Genomic DNA, 16,655 nt, shown 5'->3' on the forward strand with positions numbered 1-16,655 from the left:
CTGCCCGCGTCGCCCCACCGCGGTCGAGCCGCTCAGAAGACGTGGCGGAGGATGAAGAAGAGGATGCCGGCGAGCGTGATCGCGGCCGGGAGCGTCAGCACCCAGGCGAGCGCCATGTTGCGCACGGTCGACATCTGCAGGCCCGAGCCGTTGGCGGCCATGGTGCCGGCCACGCCGGAGGACAGGATGTGGGTGGTCGAGACCGGCAGGCCGTAGAGCTCGGCCAACCCGATCGTACCGGCGGCGACCAGCTCGGCCGAGGCCCCTTGCGCGTAGGTCAGGTGGGTCTTGCCGATCTTCTCGCCGACCGTGACCACGATGCGCTTCCAGCCGACCATGGTGCCGAGGCCGAGCGCCAAGGCGACGCAGACCTTCACCCATCCGGGGATGTAGCGCGTGCCGTCGTTGAGCAGGCTGGTATAGGCCTTGAGCGTCCCGGTCTCCGCCTCGGAGAGGCTTGCCCCGGCCTTGGGCAGGAGGCGGATCGCGTCGGAGGCGAGGTACATGTCGTTGCGCAGGTTCGAGGTCTGCGCCGCCGGCACCTGCTTGATCGCGCCGTAATTCTGAACGTTGGCCGCGATGTCGGTGGAGAGGGCGGCAAGCGCGCCGTACACGGCCGGCTGGTTCAGGTCCTTGGTGCGCAGGGCGTCCGCGACCTGCTTGCGCGCCGCGGCCGCCTCGGTCGCCGCCGCACCGGCGGCGTGGCTCGCGAACACCGCGCTTGCCGCCTGCGAGGTCTGGACGAACTTCGGCGTGGTGTCGTCGGACATGGTGCGGTTGAGGGCGTAGGCGGTCGGCGCCGCGCCGATCAGGATCAGCATGATCAGGCCCATGCCCTTCTGCCCGTCGTTGCCGCCGTGGAAGAACGACACGAGCGTGCAGGTCAGGATCAGCAGGCCGCGAATCCACAGCGGGGGCGGCGTATCGCCCTTGGGGGCCTCGTAGAGGTCCTTGCGCCGGACGGTGTACTTGAGCGCGAGGAGCAGGAGGGCGGCGGCGAAGAAGCCGCAGAGCGGGCTGAACAGCAGCGCCTTGAACACGCCGAGCGCTTGGCCCCAATCGACGCCGGAGGTGGCCGAACCCTCGGCGGCCATGAGCTGGTTGGCCAGCCCGACGCCGATGACCGAGCCGATCAGCGCGTGCGAGGAGGAGTTCGGCAGGCCGAAGGCCCAGGTGCCGAGGTTCCAGATGATCGCGGCGATGAGCAGGGCGAAGATCATCGCGTAGCCCGCCCCCGAGCCGACCTGAAGGATCAGTTCGACCGGCAGCAGGGTGACGATGGCGTAGGCGACCGCGCCCGAGGACAGCAGCACGCCGAGGAAGTTGAAGGTGCCGGACCAGATCACCGCCACCAGAGGCGGCATCGAGTGGGTGTAGATCACGGTGGCGACCGCGTTGGCGGTGTCGTGGAAGCCGTTCACGAACTCGAAGGCCAGCGCGATCAGCAGGGCGAGGCCCAGCAGCGCGAAGGCCCCGACCGCGAGCGGCGCCTCGCCCACCGCGTTCATGTCGGCGATCAGGCTGACGACCGCGTAGCCGAGGCCGGCGACGAGGACGAGCAGGAAGGCGACCACGCCGCCGAGGTGCATCCCGTGATCGAGCTTCGGGCCGGTCGCCTGTATGGGCTGCCCTGTCGAGAATGCGGTCGGCGCCGTGGCGGAATCGGACATCTAGATCTCGCTGAGGGTTGGGCTTCGCCGTCGACCGCTTAGGCCGCCTGCATGACGCTCCGGTGACAAGCTTTCCGAAATCCGCCGCCGGTCGTTTGCCGGACGGAAGCTTTCCCGCACGGTCGCGCCGAGACTGTCGAGCGAGACTGTCGAGCACGCCTCACCGCTCAGCGAGACGCCCTCGGTGAGCACGAACGGACCAGTCCCCCACGGACCGGGCGCGTCGATCACTCACCAATGGCCTTCGGCCGACACCCTCTCCGGGTCGATGAAGCCCCACGCGCTCCAGAAATCGCGTCGAGGGCAGGTGCATGCCCGGCAGCTTCATCACCGCAGCCGAATCGCCGCCGGGGAAGCGCATCCGGATGGTCTCGTCGTCGACCGCCTCGCAGGTCTCATCGCGGGCGAAGTTGAGGAAGGCCCCGGGGGAATGCGGGTTCGTCCATTCCTGCACATTGTCGAAGTCGAGCTTGAACATCGCGGCATCGAACCGCTCCCCGTCCCGGTGGACGGCCTCGCGCATCGTCAGTTCCAGCGTCTCGCCGTCGAGCCAGCCCCAGCCCTCGGCGAGGCTCGGCTGGCCGATCCCGTCGTGATCGACGCGGTTGGCCTCCTCCAGGGTGTTCCAGGTGACGGAGAGCCAGTTCACCGGCGAGGGATCGATCACCGTCACGGTGGTGTGGGGTCCCCGGTCGCAGGCGTGTCCATGCCTCCTCCTCGTGTTTGCAGAGCCCGCATGGCGTGCGGGCAGGGCATCCCTGCGCACCGGACGCGGCGCCCTCAATGCCCTGGGTCGAGGCTCGGGCGCATCTCGCTCGCGCGCAATGGACCACCCGATGCCGTCGACGTGATCCTCGGCGGACCGAATGGCATCCATGCCCCGCAACCGCGGGCTTGCGCGATCGCGGCGAGGCCATCCTCATGGGCGGGCGGGCGCCTACCTTGTCTTCCGCGCGGCACGATCCGCGCCGCGATCCGGAAAGCGTCAGGCATGGACACATCGACGGGCCACGGCCGCTACGGCTACAGCGCGCTGCCCGACCGGACGCCCTACGACTGGCCGGGCGGCAGGCGGCTGGCCGTCTACGTGGCGCTCAACCTCGAGACCTTCGACTTCGGCGCGGGGCTCGGTGCCGAACTCGCGCCGGGCGGCCCGCAGCCGGACGTGCTCAACTACGGGTGGCGCGACTGGGGCAACCGCGTCGGCGCGTGGCGGATCAAGGCGATGCTCGACGTGCTGGCCCTGCCCGCGAGCGTGCTCGTCAACAGCCGCCTCTACGCGGATTGCCCGGGTCTCATCGCGGCGTTCCGCGCGCGCGGCGACGAGATCGTCGGCCACGGCCGGACCAACGCCGAGCGCCAGGGCACCCTGGACGAGGCGGAGGAGCGGGCACTGATCGCGGAGGCGACCGCGATCCTGACCCGCGAGGAGGGCCGCGCACCCGCGGGCTGGCTCGGCCCGTGGATCTCGCAGTCGCGGGTCACGCCCGATCTTCTGGCCGAGGCCGGCTACCGCTACCTCCTCGACTGGGCGCACGACGACCAGCCGGTCTGGTTCGCGACGCGCGGCGGCGGTCGCATCCTCTCGGTGCCCTACCCGCAGGAGTTGAACGACATCCCGGCGATCGTCGCGCGCAAGGAGACCGGGCGTCAGTTCGCCGATGCTGTGGGCGACGCCTTCGACGAGATGCTGGAGCAGTCCCATTCCGCGCCGCTGGTGATGGGTATCGCGCTGCATCCCTACATCGTCGGGCAGCCGCACCGGCTGAGGCCGCTGCGCGCCGTGCTCGCCCGCATCGTCGCCCGCCGGGACGAGATCTGGCTGACGACGGCCGGCCGGATCGCGGACCACGTGGCCGCCCTGCCGGCATGAGGACCCGATCCTCCACGCCTCGGACGGTCGCACCCTGCCCGGCTCCGCCGCCCGCCACGGACCGGACGCATCCGTTCCGAGGCTGAGATCGCTGGAAACGCGCGTTGTCGCGCCTGCCCGCCTGACGCGCGAACGCGTTACGCAACCGGAAGGCAGCCTGCGACATTCTGTAGGTTTGCGCGACCCTTAACCCCCGAGCGATGCCGTCCATGACCGACCCGATCCGCCCCCCGACGCCCACCGCCGGACGAGAGTCCCTTCTCTGGACGCTGGCGCTGGCCACGACGCTGGTCGGCATCGCCGCCCTCCCCTACCGACGCGGGCAGGATCGCGGCGGCGGAGCGTCGGGTCAGGGGCCGCGGGAACCGTCGCCGTCCCATGCCGGAGACGACGCGCGCGCCGTGGCGCAGACCGAGGGCAATCGCGGGCGGCAGGCCGCGACGCCTTCCGAGATCCCGGCGAGCGGCTGGAAGGACATCGGCCTGCGGGTGTTCCACGACCTCTCGGAGAACCGGCTCGTCTCGGTCGCGGCCGGCGTGACCTTCTACGTGCTGCTGGCGATCTTCCCCGCGGTCGCGGCGCTCGTCTCCTGCTACGGGCTGTTTGCGGATGTCGCCACCATCAACGACAACCTCGCCAGCCTCCAGGGGGTGATGCCGTCCGGCGCCCTCGAAATCGTCGGCGAGCAGGTGAAGCGCATCGCCGCCAAGGGCGGCGGCACCTTGGGGCTGACCTTCTTCACCGGAATCCTGCTCTCGCTCTGGAGCGCCAACGGCGGCATGAAGGCGGTCTTCGACGCGCTCAACATCGTCTACGAGGAGCGCGAGACCCGCAACTTCGTCTGGCTCAACCTGCGCTCGCTCGCCTTCACCGCGGGCGCGCTGCTGTTCATCGTCCTCGCCCTGGTGGCGATCGTGGTCCTGCCGGTGGTGTTCAACACCCTCGGCCTGTCGTCGGACGCGTGGTACCTCGCGCTGCTGCGCTGGCCGGCGCTGCTCGTCGCGGTGCTCGGCGGCCTCGCCCTGCTCTACCGCTACGGCCCGTGCCGCGACGCGCCGCGCTGGCGCTGGGTGACGTGGGGCAGCGCGCTCGCGGCCGTGTGCTGGCTCGCCGCCTCGCTCGGCTTCTCCTGGTACGTCGGCAACTTCGGCAAGTACAACGAGACCTACGGGTCGCTCGGCGCCGTGATCGGCTTCATGACCTGGATTTGGCTCTCGACGGTGATCGTGCTGCTCGGCGCCGAGGTCAACGCCGAGATGGAGCACCAGACCGCGCAGGACACGACGGTGGGCCGGCCGCAGCCGCTCGGCACGCGGCGCGCGCGGATGGCCGACACGGTGGGGGCGGCGAGCTGAGGCGGCCTTCAGCCGGGCCGCGATCCGGGTTAGGCTCACGCCATGGATCGCGGCGCCGCCATCGACATCCTCCGGGCGAACGAGGCCGCGCTGCGCCGCCTCGGCGTGCGGCACGTCGCGTTGTTCGGCTCGGTCGCCCGCGGCGAGGCGCACGCGGGGAGCGATCTCGACGTGATGATCGATCTCGATGAGGACGTGGTGCGCGACGTCTACGATTACGCCGGTGTCATCGGTTTTCTTGCGGACCTGTTCCCGATCGCGGTCGATGTCGCCAGCCGGACCATGTTGAGGCCGCACGTCCGGCCGAGCGCGGAGCGCGACGCGATTCATGCTTTCTGAGGCTGGACGCGACGCGCTGCCCGGCATCCTCGAGAACGCCGAGGCCGCGCTGGACTTCGTTGCCGGGATGGATCTCGCTGCCTTCGAGGCGGATCGGCGCAGTCTCTACGCCGTGACCCGTTGCCTCGAAATCATCTCCGAAGCGAGCCGTCGCCTCGATGCCGAAACGCGGGCGCGCCACCTGCACATCCCGTGGCGGCAGATCGCCGACGCCGGCAACGTCTACCGGCATCGTTACAAGAGCGTCTCCGCGGCGCTGGTTTGGCGGACGGTTCACGACAGGATGGCAGACATCTTGGTCTTGTGCAGGACCGAATTGCGCCAGCCGGACGCCGATCCGTGAGCACCGCGACGACGCGCTCCCAGTTCTCCGGTAAGATCGCGCGATGACCAGCAGCGCAGCCGAACCCGCGATCGTGCCCGAGCCTTCCCCCGTCGGTCCCGGCGATCAGGTGATCCTGGTGGACGGCTCGTCCTTCATCTTCCGCGCCTACTTCCAGTCGATGAACACGAAGGAGGGGGACAAGTACAACTTCCGCCCCTCCGACGGCCTGCCCACCGGGGCGGTGCGGCTGTTCTGCACCAAGATCGCGCAGTTCGTGCAGGAGGGCGCGGCCGGCACGATGCCGACGCATCTCGGCATCGTCTTCGACAAATCCGAAAACTCGTTCCGCAAGGAGATGTTTGCCGACTACAAGGGCCATCGCCCGGACGCACCCGACGACCTCAAGCGGCAGATGCCGCTGATGCGCGACGCGGTGCGCGCCTTCGGCCTGCACGCGATCGAGATGGAGCGCTACGAGGCCGACGACCTGATCGCCACCTACGCGCGCCAAGCCGAGGCGCGGGGCGCGGGCGTCATCATCGTCTCCTCCGACAAGGACCTGATGCAGCTCGTCGGGCCCCTGGTGCGGTTCTACGACTTCGAGTCGGGCGCCAGGGGCAAGCCCGGATACCGCCCGGAGCGCAACCTCGACGTCGAGGCCATCGTCGCCAAGTGGGAGGGGCTGGCGCCGGCCCAGATCGGTGACGCGCTCGCGCTCATCGGCGACACCTCCGACAACGTGCCGGGGGTGCCCGGCATCGGCCTGAAGACGGCGGCGGCGCTCATCAAGGAGTTCGGCAGCCTCGACGGGCTCCTGGAGCGGGCGGGCGAGATCAAGCAGCCCAAGCGCCGCGAGACCCTGCTCGCCAACGTCGAGCAGGCGCGTCTCTCGCGAAGACTCGTCGCCCTCGTCGAGGATGTCGCGGTGCCGGTGGCGCTCGACGACTTACGCCTGCCCAATCCCGACCCGGAACGCCTCGTCGGCTTCCTCAAGGCGATGGAGTTCAACACGCTGACGCGCCGCATCGCCGCGATGCTGCACGTCGACCCCGAGGCGGTGAAGCCCGATCCGCGGCTGCTCCCCGGCGGCGCGCCGCACGCCTACGCCAACCCGCAAGGGGGCAGCGACGCGGTGCCGTTCTTCGGCGATGCCGTGCCGCCGGACTCGGAGACCGCGGCCGCCGGACCCGAGCGCCCGGACGGGGCGGCGCCCCCCGCCTCCGCCGAGATCGATCCCTTCGCCGACCTCGGCCTTCCGGACGCGGCGCCGAAGCCGCGCGGCCCGGCCGAGCCGACGCCCTCGAACCTCGTCGCCGCGCGCGCGGCCGAATCGATCAAGCCGTTCGACACGGCCGCCTACGAGACGATCCTGACGCTCGAACACCTCGACGCCTGGATCGCGGAGGCCGAGGAGGCCGGCGTGATCGCCGTCGACACCGAGACCGACAGCCTCGACGCGCACCACGCCAACCTCGTCGGCGTCTCGCTCTGCGTCGGCCCGGGCCGGGCCGCCTACATCCCGCTCGCGCACGTGCGCGCGGTGGAGGGGCCGCCGAACGCGGGCGACCTGTTCGGCGGCGGCGCGGCCGCGACCGATCTGGTCGAGCCGCTGCCCGGGCAGATCCCCCTCGACGACGCGGTCGCGCGGCTGAAGCCGCTGCTTCAGCGGCCCGGCGTGCTCAAGGTCGCGCAGAACCTCAAGTACGACTGGCTGGTGTTCTCCCGCTACGGGATCGACGTGGCGCCGTTCGACGACACCATGCTGATCTCCTACGTGTTGGACGCCGGCAAGGGCGGCCACGGCATGGACGAATTGGCCCGCCGCCACCTCGGCCACCAGCCGATCACGTTCTCGGACGTGGCCGGCACCGGCCGGGCCAAGGTCACCTTCGACCGGGTGCCGCTCGACAAGGCGACCGCCTACGCGGCCGAGGATGCCGACGTGACGCTGCGGCTGTGGCGGATGATGAAGCCGCGCCTCGTCGCCGAGCGGCGGCTTGCCGTCTACGAGACCCTGGAGCGTCCGCTCGTGCGGGTGGTGGCACGGATGGAGCAGCACGGCATCCGCGTCGACCGCAACATGCTCTCGCGGCTGTCGGGCGACTTCTCGCAGATCCTCCTGCGGCTGGAGGAGGAAATCCAGGAGGATGCCGGCGAGCGCTTCCAGGTGTCGTCGCCGAAGCAGATCGGCGACATCCTGTTCGGCAAGATGGGCCTGCCCGGCGCCAAGAAGACGCCGTCCGGCCAGTGGGCGACGCCCGCGACGCTGCTGGAGGAACTGGCACAAGGTGGATACGCGCTGCCGAAGAAGATCCTCAACTGGCGCCAGCTCGCCAAGCTGAAATCGACCTACACCGACTCGCTCCAGGAGCACGCCGACCGGGGCACCGACCGGGTCCACACCTCGTTCTCGCTCGCCGCCACCACCACCGGCCGCCTGTCCTCGTCCGAGCCGAACCTGCAGAACATCCCGATCCGCACCGAGGAGGGCCGCCGCATCCGCCGCGCCTTCGTGGCCAATCCCGGCAACCGCCTGATCTCGGCCGACTACTCGCAGATCGAGCTGCGCCTGCTCGCCCACATGGCCGACATCCCGCAACTGCGCCAAGCGTTTGCCGACGGCATCGACATCCACGCGGCCACCGCCTCGGCGATGTTCGGGGTCGCGCTCTCCGAGATGACGCCGGACCTGCGGCGGCGGGCCAAGACCATCAACTTCGGCATCATCTACGGCATCTCGGCCTTCGGGCTCGCCGACCGCCTCGGCATCGGCCGCGAGGAGGCGTCCGCCTTCATCAAGCAGTACTTCGAGCGCTTTCCCGGCATCCGCGACTACATCGACACCACGAAGAAGACCTGCCGCGACAAGGGCTACGTCACGACGCTGTTCGGGCGCGTGTGCCACTATCCCCAGATCCGCTCCAACAACCCCTCCGAGCGCGCCAGCGTCGAGCGCCAGGCGATCAACGCCCCGATCCAGGGAACGGCCGCCGACATCATCCGCCGGGCGATGACCCGGATGGATTCGGCCTTGCGGGCGAAGGAGCTCGACGTGCGGATGCTGCTGCAGGTGCACGACGAGCTGGTGTTCGAGGCGCCGGAGGAGGAGGTCGCGCGGGCGATCCCGATCATCGCCGGGGTGATGGAGGAGGCGCCGGCGCCCGCGCTGAGCCTACGCGTGCCGCTGGTGGTTGAGGCGCGGGCGGCGGGGAATTGGGAAGAAGCGCATTGAGAAGCGATGGGACGCGGGGGCTTATCGGCGCCTAACTATCGAAGCGTCGATCGTCGCCGATCAGCAAATCCCGCATGTTGCCGGGTACGGGAAATCCGTAGCCATCGCCGAGCGCCCCCCCAGGCCAACCTGCCCTTCGCGTGAGGCTCGCTTTTGTAAAGCTCAAGCCCGATCTTCTGAAGCGTGAGATGGATCGCCTGCACGGCATCGAACCCGGCACCGTAGCTCGACCGCGTGCCCTCGGGCCATTCGATCTCGTAGCGGCAGATCCAGGCGCCGTCGTCCAACTCCGGCGCATGAAGATGCACGGGCATCTCCCGCGTTCCATCAAGATCGCGCAGGGTCAAAATTCAGGTGGCGATGATCATGCGTTGCCCGACGGCGAGGAATGTGCCGGCTCTCCCATCGAACCACCCCGTTCCCGATGAATGCCCTCGTCCGGCCCCATCGGCAGATCGCTGCGGGACGCCGTGAGCTGGGGCAATTGACGGAGCCACTCATTGGAGGCCCTGCGATGAGCGATTCCGCGCGCATCGACCACCTCGAAATGCGCCTGACCGAGCAGGACGCGACGATCGACGCCCTCGACCGCACCGTCACCGAGCAGTGGCGGCTGATCGACCGGCTCACGCGCCAAGTCGCGGCGCTGACCGAGCGGGTGGAGGAGGCCGGCACCCGGGCGGCGACGGGGGCGGCCGAGCCTCCGCCGCCGCACTACTGAGCGCGGCCCCGCCCTCATCCGGGGAAGGGCCGGGTGAGTCGGTTCAGAAACTCGCCTGGGTGACGAACTTGGTGGCGAGGTAGCCATCGAGCGCCTCGGTGCCGCCCTCGCTGCCGTAGCCGGATTCCTTGACGCCGCCGAAGGGCGTCTCGGGGAGCGCGATGCCGTGGTGGTTGATCGAGACCATGCCGCTCTCGACCGCGTTCGACACCCGCGCCGCCCGCTCGGACGAGCGGGTGTAGGCGTAGGCCGCGAGCCCGTAGGGCAGGCGGTTGGCCTCCGTGTAGGCCTCCGCGTCGTCCGAGAACCGCTGGATCGCGGCGACCGGCCCGAACGGCTCCTCGTTCATGATCCGGGACGTGAGCGGCAGATCAGTGAAGATTGTGGGCTCGAAGAAGTTGCCCCGGTTGCCGATGCGCTCGCCGCCGGTGCGGAGCGTTGCGCCCTGCGCGCTCGCGTCGGCCACCAGCGCCTCCATCGCCTCCAGGCGGCGCCCGTGGATCAGCGGGCCCATCTTCGTGTCGGGATCGAGCCCGTCGCCGACCTTCAGAGTGCTGGCCAGACGCGTGAAGCCGTCCACGAACCGGTCGAACACCGAATCGTGGACGAGGAAGCGGGTCGGCGCGACGCAGACCTGGCCGGCGTTGCGGAACTTGTTGGCGCCGAGCACGGCGACCGCCTTCTCGACGTCGGCATCCTCGAACACGATCGCCGGCGCGTGGCCGCCGAGCTCCATTGTCGCCCGCTTCATGTGCTGGCCGGCGAGCGCGGCGAGCTGCTTGCCCACCACCGTCGAGCCAGTGAACGAGATTTTCCGGATGACCGGATGCGGGATGAGATAGGCGGAGATCGTCGCCGGGTCGCCGTAGACGAGCGACAGGCAGTCGCCGGGCAGGCCGGCGTCGAGGTAGGCGCGCACCAGTTCGGCGCAGCTCGCGGGCGTGTCCTCCGGTCCCTTCAGGATCACCGAGCAGCCGGTGCAGAGCGCGGCGGCGATCTTGCGCACCGCTTGGTTGATCGGGAAGTTCCAGGGCGTGAAGCAGGCCACCGGCCCGACGGGCTCGCGCACCACGAACTGCAGCACGCCGTCCGCGCGGGGCGGGATGACGCGGCCGTAGGCGCGCTTACCCTCCTCCGCGAACCAGTCGGTGACGTCGGCGGCCACCAGCGTCTCGATGCGGGCTTCGGCCAGCGGCTTGCCCTGCTCCAGGGTCATGATGCGGGCGATGTCGTCCACCCGCTCGCGGAGCAGGTCGGCGGCGCGGCGCAGCACCTTGGCCCGGTCGAAGGCCGAGACCTTGCGCCACTGCGCGAAGCCGCGGTCGGCGGCGGCGAGCGCCCGGTCGAGGTCGGCGTGCGTGGCGACGGCGCACGCGCCGATGGTCTCGCCGGTGGCGGGGTTGAGGACCGGCAGCGTCTCGCCGTCCGAGCCCGCGCCCCAGGCGCCGCCGATGTGGAGCTTCACGTCCGGATACATGATGGCGGTGCGATCCCTGCTCGGCCGGCACGGGGCCGGCGACGGGAGGCAATGTCGGGCGCGCACCGACCCCGGGCAAGGCGGGCCGGCGAATGGCGGCGGCGGGACGCCCGCGTCAGGCGGCGATGCGGCGGCGGGCCGGCTCGGGGCCCTTCACCACCGCAGGACCGCCGCGACGGGCGCGCAGGGTGCCGCCCTTCGGCACAACCTGCCAGCCGCCCTTGGCGCCGTCGATCGGCTCCGAGACCACGACGAGGCCGGCCTCGGTCTCGCGGAAGTACAGGCTCGGCGGGCGGGCGTCGCACGCCCAGCGATAGGCGACGATCTCGTCGCCGTCGGTGAACAGGGCGGTGAAGCGCAGGGGCTCGGTGACGGAGGCCGCCCGCATCAGGTCGCGCACGGTGGCGAGCGTCTCGGCCATGGCGCCGATCGGGTCCTCGGCGAGCCCGTTGGCCAGCGCCAGGAGGAAGATCGCCTCGGAATCGGTGCTGCCGCGGCGGCCGTCGTAGAAGGCGTCGGGGATCAGCGCCTCGAGGCGGCGCTTGATCCGGTGATAGCCGCCGATCTGGCCGTTGTGCATGAACAGGTGGCGCCCGTTCACGAAGGGATGGCAGTTGGTGCGCGCGGTCGCCGTTCCGGTGGAGGCCCGCACGTGGGCGAAGAAGGTGCGGGCGCGAACCTGGGCGCACAGGTTGACGAGGTTCTCGTCCGACCACGCCGGGGAGATGTCGCGGTAGATGCCGGGCTCCGTCCGCTCGCCGTACCAGCCGATGCCGAAGCCGTCGCCGTTGGTCTCGGTCTTGCCCTGCTCGGCGTGGAGCGACTGGTGCACCAGCGAATGCGCCGGGGCGCAGACGAGGTCCGACAGGAACACCGGCTCACCGCTGTAGGCGAGAAAGCGGCACATGGCTGAGGCCGATCCGTTCTGTTCGCGATGCCGCGTGCCCGCCGGGCCGCCCCGTCTTGCAAGCCCGGTGCCGCGCCGTCATCCGGCCGTAACAGTCCGGCCGAGGAGATGAACAGTTCGCTAACACACTCCGCAGTGCCCGGACTCCGTGCGCCATGGAGGGCGGCGAACGAGCCGCAGGGCAGGCATGCGGCGTGAGACGAATTCAGACTCTTGTTACCGGCTTCCGCACGGCGCAGCATGACCGGCCCGGGAATCAGCGGCCCGAGGACGAGGCCGCATCGCCCGAAGGCATCCGGCATCCGCGTTCGCGCCATCCGCAACATCCGAGAAGGAGTTTCAATGGGCCATGCCCGTGCCGCCTGTGCCGTCGCCCTCGTCGTCGAGGACGATGCCGCGGTCCGCAACCTCGCCGCCGCCGTGCTGGAGGAGACCGACCTGGGGGTGATCGCCTGCGAGAGCGCCGAGGCCGCGATCTCCGTGCTGGAGCGCGACGACGTCACCGTGGCGCTGCTGTTCGCGGACGTGCGCTTGCCCGGCGCGATGGACGGGCTCGCGCTGGCGCGCACCGTCGGGCGCCGCTGGCCGGACGTGCGGGTGGTGGTCACCTCCGGCTACGACGCGCGCGGGGACGCGCGTCTTCCGGAGCAGGCGGTGTTCATGCAGAAGCCCTGGCGGGCGCTGGACGTGCTGGTTCAGGCCGAGCACGCCACCGCTGCCGCCCGCGCGGCCTGACGCTTCGGCAGGCCGCTCACGCCGCACGCGAGACCCGCGCCGCGCGAGCGGCCGGGCCTGTTCGGAGGTTGTTGGTCCGAGCCGAGAGGGCTCGGCGCGCGCCTTACGAGACGACGGGGTTCGCCGGCCCGCCAGCGCCGCCCGGCTGAGACGGGGTCATGGACGGGAAGCCGGGCCGGCGCGGACCGCCGGCGCCGAAACGCGGCTTCGGCTTCGGCGCAGCGATCAGCCCTTCGCGGATCGCGGTCTTGCGGGCCTGCTTGCGGGCGCGGCGGACGGCCTCGGCCTTCTCGCGCGCCCTGCGCACGGACGGCTTCTCGTAAGCCTTCCGCTGCTTCATCTCGCGAAAAATGCCTTCGCGCTGCATCTTCTTCTTGAGGACGCGGAGCGCCTGATCGACGTTGTTGTCGCGAACGAGTACCTGCAACGGACTGGACCCTCTAGAACCTGCTGGGACGTGGCATTCGATCAGCGCCGAGCCCGAGACTCCCGCGCCCTCAGCGGGAAACCAACGGCGCCCCGGACCCGGGGATCGCCCGGGGGGACGTGGACAGGATGATCTCGATTCGGCGCGAAGTCTGTACCTTCGGCAGGCTCTTACACCAAGCGCCCGGGACTTCCAACCGGCGGTCCAACCGGTTCGCCCACGTCGTCGCAGATCACAGGACGGCGCCGAGGCGGAGGCCCTGGAGCCTCGCGAGGCCGCACCGCGGCGTGCGGCGTCGCGACCGGATTGAGCGCTGATGCGATGCGCGCCGGCGGATGATCTTCCGGAGGCCCGTTACCATCTCCGAGGAATGAGCCGCGCGGGTGCGGTGCCAAGGGACATCGATGCCGAGCGACGACGCGCAGCAATTCGCCAGCGACAACTATTCCGGCATCTGCCCCGAGGCCTGGAACGCGATGGCGGCGGCCAACCGCGGGCATGCCCCGGCCTACGGCGAGGATGCGTGGACGACGCGCGCGGCGGACGCCTTCCGCAGCCTGTTCGAGCACCGTTGCGAGGTGTTCTTCGCCTTCAACGGCACGGCGGCGAACGCGATGGCGCTGGCCTCCCTGTGCCGGCCGTACCAGAGCGTGATCTGCGCCGACGCGGCCCATGTCGAGACCGACGAGTGCGGCGCCCCGGAGTTCTTCTCCAACGGCTCGAAGCTGCTGACGGTGCGCACCGAGAGCGGCAAGCTCGCGCCGGACGCGATCCGCGCGCTGGCCACGAACCGCAGCGACATCCACTTCCCGAGGGTCCGCGTCGTGACCGTCACGCAGCCGACCGAGACGGGACAGGTCTATTCCCTGGCCGAGCTGCGGGCGATCTCCGCCGCCTGCCGCGACCTCGGCCTATCCCTGCACATGGACGGGGCGCGCTTCGCCAACGCCTGCGCGCATCTCGGGTGCAGCCCGGCGGACATGACGTGGCGGGCAGGGGTCGACGTGCTCTGCTTCGGCGGCACCAAGAACGGCATGCACGCGGGCGAGGCGGTGGTGTTCTTCGATGCCGCGCGGGCGGAGGATTTCGGCTACCGCTGCAAGCAGGCCGGCCAGCTCGCCTCGAAGATGCGCTTCCTGTCCGCTCCCTGGGTCGGGATGCTGGAGGGCGGCGCGTGGCTCGCGAACGCGCGGCACGGGAACACCTGCGCGCGGGACTTCGCGGCGGCGATCGCGGACCTGCCCGGCATCGCGCCGATGTTTCCCGTCGAGGCCAACGCGGTGTTCCTGGCCATGTCCCCGGACCGGATGGCCGCCCTGCGGGCGCGGGGCTGGCGCTTCTACACCTTCATCGGCGGCGGCGCCCGGTTCATGTTCGCCTGGGACGCGAAGCGCGAGCGTATCGCGGAACTCGTCGCGGACCTGCGCGCGGTCGCGTCCGGGACGCCTTGAGCCGCCCCCGGCCGGTCTCCAAGACCTATCGCGCCAGCCAGTCCGGCATCCGGTCGAGGCCGATCAGCGCGTCGTAGGTCTGGCGCGGGCGCACGATCGCGGCGTCGGCTCCGTTGACCAGCACCTCGGGCACGAGGCGGCGGCTGTTGTAGGTGCCGGCCTGGACCGCCCCGTAGGCGCCCGCCGTCATCACCGCGATCAGGTCGCCCGCTGCCACCTCGGGCATCTCGCGCTGGAGGGCGAGGTAGTCGCCCGTCTCGCAGACCGGGCCGACCACGTCCGCCGTGATGCGGGGCGCGTCCGGGGCCGGCTCCCGCACCGGGCGCAGGGCGTGGTAGGCCTCGTAGAGGGTCGGGCGGATCAGGTCGTTCATCGCCGCATCGACGATGACGAAGGTGCGGCCCTCGCTGTGCTTCACGTAGAGCACCCGGGTGAGGAGGATGCCGGCATTGCCCGCGATCATCCGGCCGATTTCGAAGACCGGACGCAGGCCCAAGGCAGCGAGGTGCGGCCGGAGCGTCGCGGCGAGCGCCGCCGGATCCGGGGGTAGAGCGTCGTCGTCGCGGTACGGGATGCCGAGGCCGCCGCCGAGATCGATGTGGCGGAGTTCGTGCCCTTGCGCGATCAATCGACCGGCGAGGTCGACGAGCAGGCGGCCGGCATGCTCGAACGGCGCAAGATCGGTGATCTGGCTGCCGATGTGCATGTCGACGCCGTGGATCGCGAGTCCCGGCAGTCCGGCCGCCATCGCGTAGACCGCGGGCGCCCGGGTGATCGGCACGCCGAACTTGTTCTCGTACTTGCCCGTCGAGATCTTGGCGTGCCCGCCCGCGTCGATGTCCGGGTTCACGCGGATCGAGATGGGGGCTACCGCGCCCATGCCGCTCGCCACTTCCGAGAGGGCGAGCAGCTCGGGCTCGCTCTCGACGTTGAAGCAGTAGATCCCGGCCCGGAGCGCCGCCGCCATCTCGTCGCGGGTCTTGCCGACGCCGGAGAACACGATCCTCTGCGAGTCCACGCCGGCCCGGAGCGCGCGCAGCAATTCGCCCTCGGACACGATGTCCATGCCGGCGCCGCGCCGTGCGAGCGTGGCCAGCACGGCCTGATTGGAGTTCGCCTTCATCGCGAAGCACACGAGCGCGTCGTCGTCCCTGAAGGCGTCCGCGAACACGCGGAAATGCCGCTCCAGGGTTGCGGTGCTGTAGCAGTAGAGCGGCGTGCCCACGGCCTCGGCGAGGCCGGTCAGGTCGACCTCCTCGGCGTGCAGGCGGCGATCGCGGTAGTGGAAATGATGCATCTGGGCCGGGCCCTGAAGGCTGAAAGTGTTCTACGCCACAGTCGAGCCTGCGTCCGGAGATCTGGGCACGCGTCTCCGTCGGAGACTCGCCTTACAGCAGAGGATCGAGAAGGAAGCTATCCTTCGGGATCTTGTAGCCGCGCTTGGCCCCGCGGCTGGTCTGGACCGGTGCCTCTGTGCCCGAGGGTGGAATGGCGGAGGCCGAGAGCTCGTCGCCGGCCTGGACCGCAAGCGGGTCGGGCTCGGCGGAGCCGCCACCGAGGCCGATGCTCTGCGGGAGCGAGCGGGCGCCGGTAGCGGTCGGCGCGCCGGTCTTCTGCGGTTTGACGCCGGCATCCGGTGGTTCGAGGGCGCCGCGACGCCCGCACCCCGTGACCGCGAGCGCAACGAGGATCGCCGCGAGGGGAAGCGTCAGGGCACGGATGGGCGGCATCGCGGACGGTCCGGCGGCTCTCGTGTGGCAATCCTCCCGAGGGAGCGGATCACCTTAGCCGTTGCAGGGGCGGGAGGCGAGCGCGGGCGGGCCGCAGGCCCCACGCGCGGCCGACGCTCAGCCCTTCTTGTTGCCCTGGCTCGCCTGATAGGCGTCGATCGCCCGGCGGCAGTTCTCGGACAGCGACTTCCAGTTCTTCTCGAAGCAGGCATCGAGCTTCGCATCCTCGGGGGCGAGGTTGCCGCAATAGTTGAGGTAGTCGCCGGTGCAGTACTTCTTGATCGTCTCGTTGCCGCGCCGCGTCTCCGGGGCGGCAAGGGCGGGCACGGCCAGCGAAGCGGCGGCGAGGACGAGGGGCGTCATCTTCAGGGCCATGGGAGTCTCGTTCCATCTGTCGGATCGGGTGAGGATGG

Annotated in this window: 17 protein-coding genes; 8 read left to right on the plus strand and 9 right to left on the minus strand. The window is 70.4% G+C overall.

Features of this window, described 5'->3' with window-relative positions; genetic code table 11:
* Positions 1–32 precede the first annotated feature (32 nt).
* A complete protein-coding gene (locus ACFE8Y_RS04460; RefSeq protein WP_375463186.1) occupies positions 33–1,670 on the minus strand; it encodes an inorganic phosphate transporter in 1,638 nt (545 codons plus the stop codon).
* A gap of 160 nt (positions 1,671–1,830) precedes the next feature.
* Positions 1,831–2,343 (minus strand): ABC transporter substrate-binding protein, encoded by a 513-nt coding sequence (locus ACFE8Y_RS04465; RefSeq protein ID WP_375463187.1) that lies wholly within the window; start codon positions 2,341–2,343, stop codon positions 1,831–1,833.
* A gap of 318 nt (positions 2,344–2,661) precedes the next feature.
* Between ACFE8Y_RS04465 and ACFE8Y_RS04470 the strand changes: the two genes are divergently transcribed.
* The 5 genes from ACFE8Y_RS04470 to polA all read left to right on the plus strand — a co-directional run bounded on the left by ACFE8Y_RS04470 (position 2,662) and on the right by polA (position 8,794).
* On the plus strand, positions 2,662–3,543 hold the full coding sequence (locus ACFE8Y_RS04470) for a polysaccharide deacetylase family protein (protein ID WP_375463188.1): 882 nt from the start codon (positions 2,662–2,664) through the stop codon (positions 3,541–3,543).
* Between the two features lie 200 nt (positions 3,544–3,743).
* Positions 3,744–4,898, plus strand: a complete 1,155-nt coding sequence (locus tag ACFE8Y_RS04475; protein WP_375463189.1) for a YihY/virulence factor BrkB family protein — start codon at positions 3,744–3,746, stop codon at positions 4,896–4,898.
* A gap of 42 nt (positions 4,899–4,940) precedes the next feature.
* A complete protein-coding gene (locus tag ACFE8Y_RS04480) occupies positions 4,941–5,237 on the plus strand; it encodes a nucleotidyltransferase family protein (protein WP_375463190.1) in 297 nt (98 codons plus the stop codon).
* On the plus strand, positions 5,227–5,580 hold the full coding sequence (locus ACFE8Y_RS04485) for a DUF86 domain-containing protein (RefSeq protein ID WP_375463191.1): 354 nt from the start codon (positions 5,227–5,229) through the stop codon (positions 5,578–5,580). Before ACFE8Y_RS04480 ends, ACFE8Y_RS04485 begins: the two co-directional genes overlap by 11 nt.
* Positions 5,581–5,623: 43 nt before the next feature.
* The gene (gene polA / locus ACFE8Y_RS04490; RefSeq protein ID WP_375463192.1) at positions 5,624–8,794 is read left to right on the plus strand and encodes a DNA polymerase I; all 3,171 of its coding nucleotides are present in this window, start codon (positions 5,624–5,626) and stop codon (positions 8,792–8,794) included.
* A 35-nt stretch (positions 8,795–8,829) separates the two neighbouring features.
* Here polA and ACFE8Y_RS04495 read toward each other — a convergent pair whose 3' ends face one another.
* The gene (locus tag ACFE8Y_RS04495; RefSeq protein WP_375463193.1) at positions 8,830–9,108 is read right to left on the minus strand and encodes a DUF6968 family protein; all 279 of its coding nucleotides are present in this window, start codon (positions 9,106–9,108) and stop codon (positions 8,830–8,832) included.
* A gap of 200 nt (positions 9,109–9,308) precedes the next feature.
* On the opposite strand from ACFE8Y_RS04495, the gene ACFE8Y_RS04500 reads away from it, so the two are divergent.
* Positions 9,309–9,515: a SlyX family protein gene (locus ACFE8Y_RS04500; protein ID WP_375463194.1), complete on the plus strand. Its 207-nt coding sequence runs from the start codon at positions 9,309–9,311 to the stop codon at positions 9,513–9,515.
* 43 nt (positions 9,516–9,558) lie between these two features.
* Here the strand turns inward: ACFE8Y_RS04500 and ACFE8Y_RS04505 are convergent, their stop codons facing one another.
* Both ACFE8Y_RS04505 and ACFE8Y_RS04510 read right to left on the minus strand, forming a co-directional pair.
* On the minus strand, positions 9,559–10,992 hold the full coding sequence (locus ACFE8Y_RS04505; RefSeq protein WP_375463195.1) for an NAD-dependent succinate-semialdehyde dehydrogenase: 1,434 nt from the start codon (positions 10,990–10,992) through the stop codon (positions 9,559–9,561).
* Between the two features lie 115 nt (positions 10,993–11,107).
* Positions 11,108–11,899, minus strand: a complete 792-nt coding sequence (locus ACFE8Y_RS04510) for a class II glutamine amidotransferase (RefSeq protein WP_375463196.1) — start codon at positions 11,897–11,899, stop codon at positions 11,108–11,110.
* Between the two features lie 342 nt (positions 11,900–12,241).
* On the opposite strand from ACFE8Y_RS04510, the gene ACFE8Y_RS04515 reads away from it, so the two are divergent.
* The gene (locus tag ACFE8Y_RS04515; RefSeq protein WP_375463197.1) at positions 12,242–12,634 is read left to right on the plus strand and encodes a response regulator; all 393 of its coding nucleotides are present in this window, start codon (positions 12,242–12,244) and stop codon (positions 12,632–12,634) included.
* Positions 12,635–12,737: 103 nt separating this feature from the next.
* Here ACFE8Y_RS04515 and rpsU read toward each other — a convergent pair whose 3' ends face one another.
* Positions 12,738–13,061, minus strand: a complete 324-nt coding sequence (rpsU, locus tag ACFE8Y_RS04520) for a 30S ribosomal protein S21 (RefSeq protein ID WP_375463198.1) — start codon at positions 13,059–13,061, stop codon at positions 12,738–12,740.
* A 404-nt stretch (positions 13,062–13,465) separates the two neighbouring features.
* On the opposite strand from rpsU, the gene ACFE8Y_RS04525 reads away from it, so the two are divergent.
* Positions 13,466–14,512: a threonine aldolase family protein gene (locus tag ACFE8Y_RS04525; protein WP_375463199.1), complete on the plus strand. Its 1,047-nt coding sequence runs from the start codon at positions 13,466–13,468 to the stop codon at positions 14,510–14,512.
* Positions 14,513–14,537: 25 nt separating this feature from the next.
* On the opposite strand, the gene lysA is transcribed toward ACFE8Y_RS04525, so the two are convergent.
* The 3 genes from lysA to ACFE8Y_RS04540 all read right to left on the minus strand — a co-directional run bounded on the left by lysA (position 14,538) and on the right by ACFE8Y_RS04540 (position 16,617).
* Positions 14,538–15,809 (minus strand): diaminopimelate decarboxylase, encoded by a 1,272-nt coding sequence (gene lysA, locus ACFE8Y_RS04530; protein WP_375463200.1) that lies wholly within the window; start codon positions 15,807–15,809, stop codon positions 14,538–14,540.
* A 91-nt stretch (positions 15,810–15,900) separates the two neighbouring features.
* Positions 15,901–16,242: a lipoprotein gene (locus ACFE8Y_RS04535; protein ID WP_375463201.1), complete on the minus strand. Its 342-nt coding sequence runs from the start codon at positions 16,240–16,242 to the stop codon at positions 15,901–15,903.
* A gap of 117 nt (positions 16,243–16,359) precedes the next feature.
* On the minus strand, positions 16,360–16,617 hold the full coding sequence (locus ACFE8Y_RS04540; protein ID WP_375463202.1) for a 3',5'-cyclic-nucleotide phosphodiesterase: 258 nt from the start codon (positions 16,615–16,617) through the stop codon (positions 16,360–16,362).
* Between the last annotated feature and the right edge of the window lie 38 nt (positions 16,618–16,655).

Origin of the sequence: uncultured Methylobacterium sp. (assembly GCF_964242245.1) — a bacterium.
Lineage (GTDB): Bacteria > Pseudomonadota > Alphaproteobacteria > Rhizobiales > Beijerinckiaceae > Methylobacterium.

Coding starts and splice junctions, on each gene's coding strand:
- ACFE8Y_RS04460 (WP_375463186.1), bottom strand. CDS start 1,670: ATGTCCGATTCCGCCACGGCGCCGACCGCATTCTCGACAGGGCAGCCC.
- ACFE8Y_RS04470 (WP_375463188.1), top strand. CDS start 2,662: ATGGACACATCGACGGGCCACGGCCGCTACGGCTACAGCGCGCTGCCC.
- ACFE8Y_RS04475 (WP_375463189.1), top strand. CDS start 3,744: ATGCCGTCCATGACCGACCCGATCCGCCCCCCGACGCCCACCGCCGGA.
- ACFE8Y_RS04480 (WP_375463190.1), top strand. CDS start 4,941: ATGGATCGCGGCGCCGCCATCGACATCCTCCGGGCGAACGAGGCCGCG.
- ACFE8Y_RS04485 (WP_375463191.1), top strand. CDS start 5,227: ATGCTTTCTGAGGCTGGACGCGACGCGCTGCCCGGCATCCTCGAGAAC.
- polA (WP_375463192.1), top strand. CDS start 5,624: ATGACCAGCAGCGCAGCCGAACCCGCGATCGTGCCCGAGCCTTCCCCC.
- ACFE8Y_RS04495 (WP_375463193.1), bottom strand. CDS start 9,108: ATGCCCGTGCATCTTCATGCGCCGGAGTTGGACGACGGCGCCTGGATC.
- ACFE8Y_RS04500 (WP_375463194.1), top strand. CDS start 9,309: ATGAGCGATTCCGCGCGCATCGACCACCTCGAAATGCGCCTGACCGAG.
- ACFE8Y_RS04505 (WP_375463195.1), bottom strand. CDS start 10,992: ATGTATCCGGACGTGAAGCTCCACATCGGCGGCGCCTGGGGCGCGGGC.
- ACFE8Y_RS04510 (WP_375463196.1), bottom strand. CDS start 11,899: ATGTGCCGCTTTCTCGCCTACAGCGGTGAGCCGGTGTTCCTGTCGGAC.
- ACFE8Y_RS04515 (WP_375463197.1), top strand. CDS start 12,242: ATGGGCCATGCCCGTGCCGCCTGTGCCGTCGCCCTCGTCGTCGAGGAC.
- ACFE8Y_RS04525 (WP_375463199.1), top strand. CDS start 13,466: ATGCCGAGCGACGACGCGCAGCAATTCGCCAGCGACAACTATTCCGGC.
- lysA (WP_375463200.1), bottom strand. CDS start 15,809: ATGCATCATTTCCACTACCGCGATCGCCGCCTGCACGCCGAGGAGGTC.
- ACFE8Y_RS04535 (WP_375463201.1), bottom strand. CDS start 16,242: ATGCCGCCCATCCGTGCCCTGACGCTTCCCCTCGCGGCGATCCTCGTT.
- ACFE8Y_RS04540 (WP_375463202.1), bottom strand. CDS start 16,617: ATGGCCCTGAAGATGACGCCCCTCGTCCTCGCCGCCGCTTCGCTGGCC.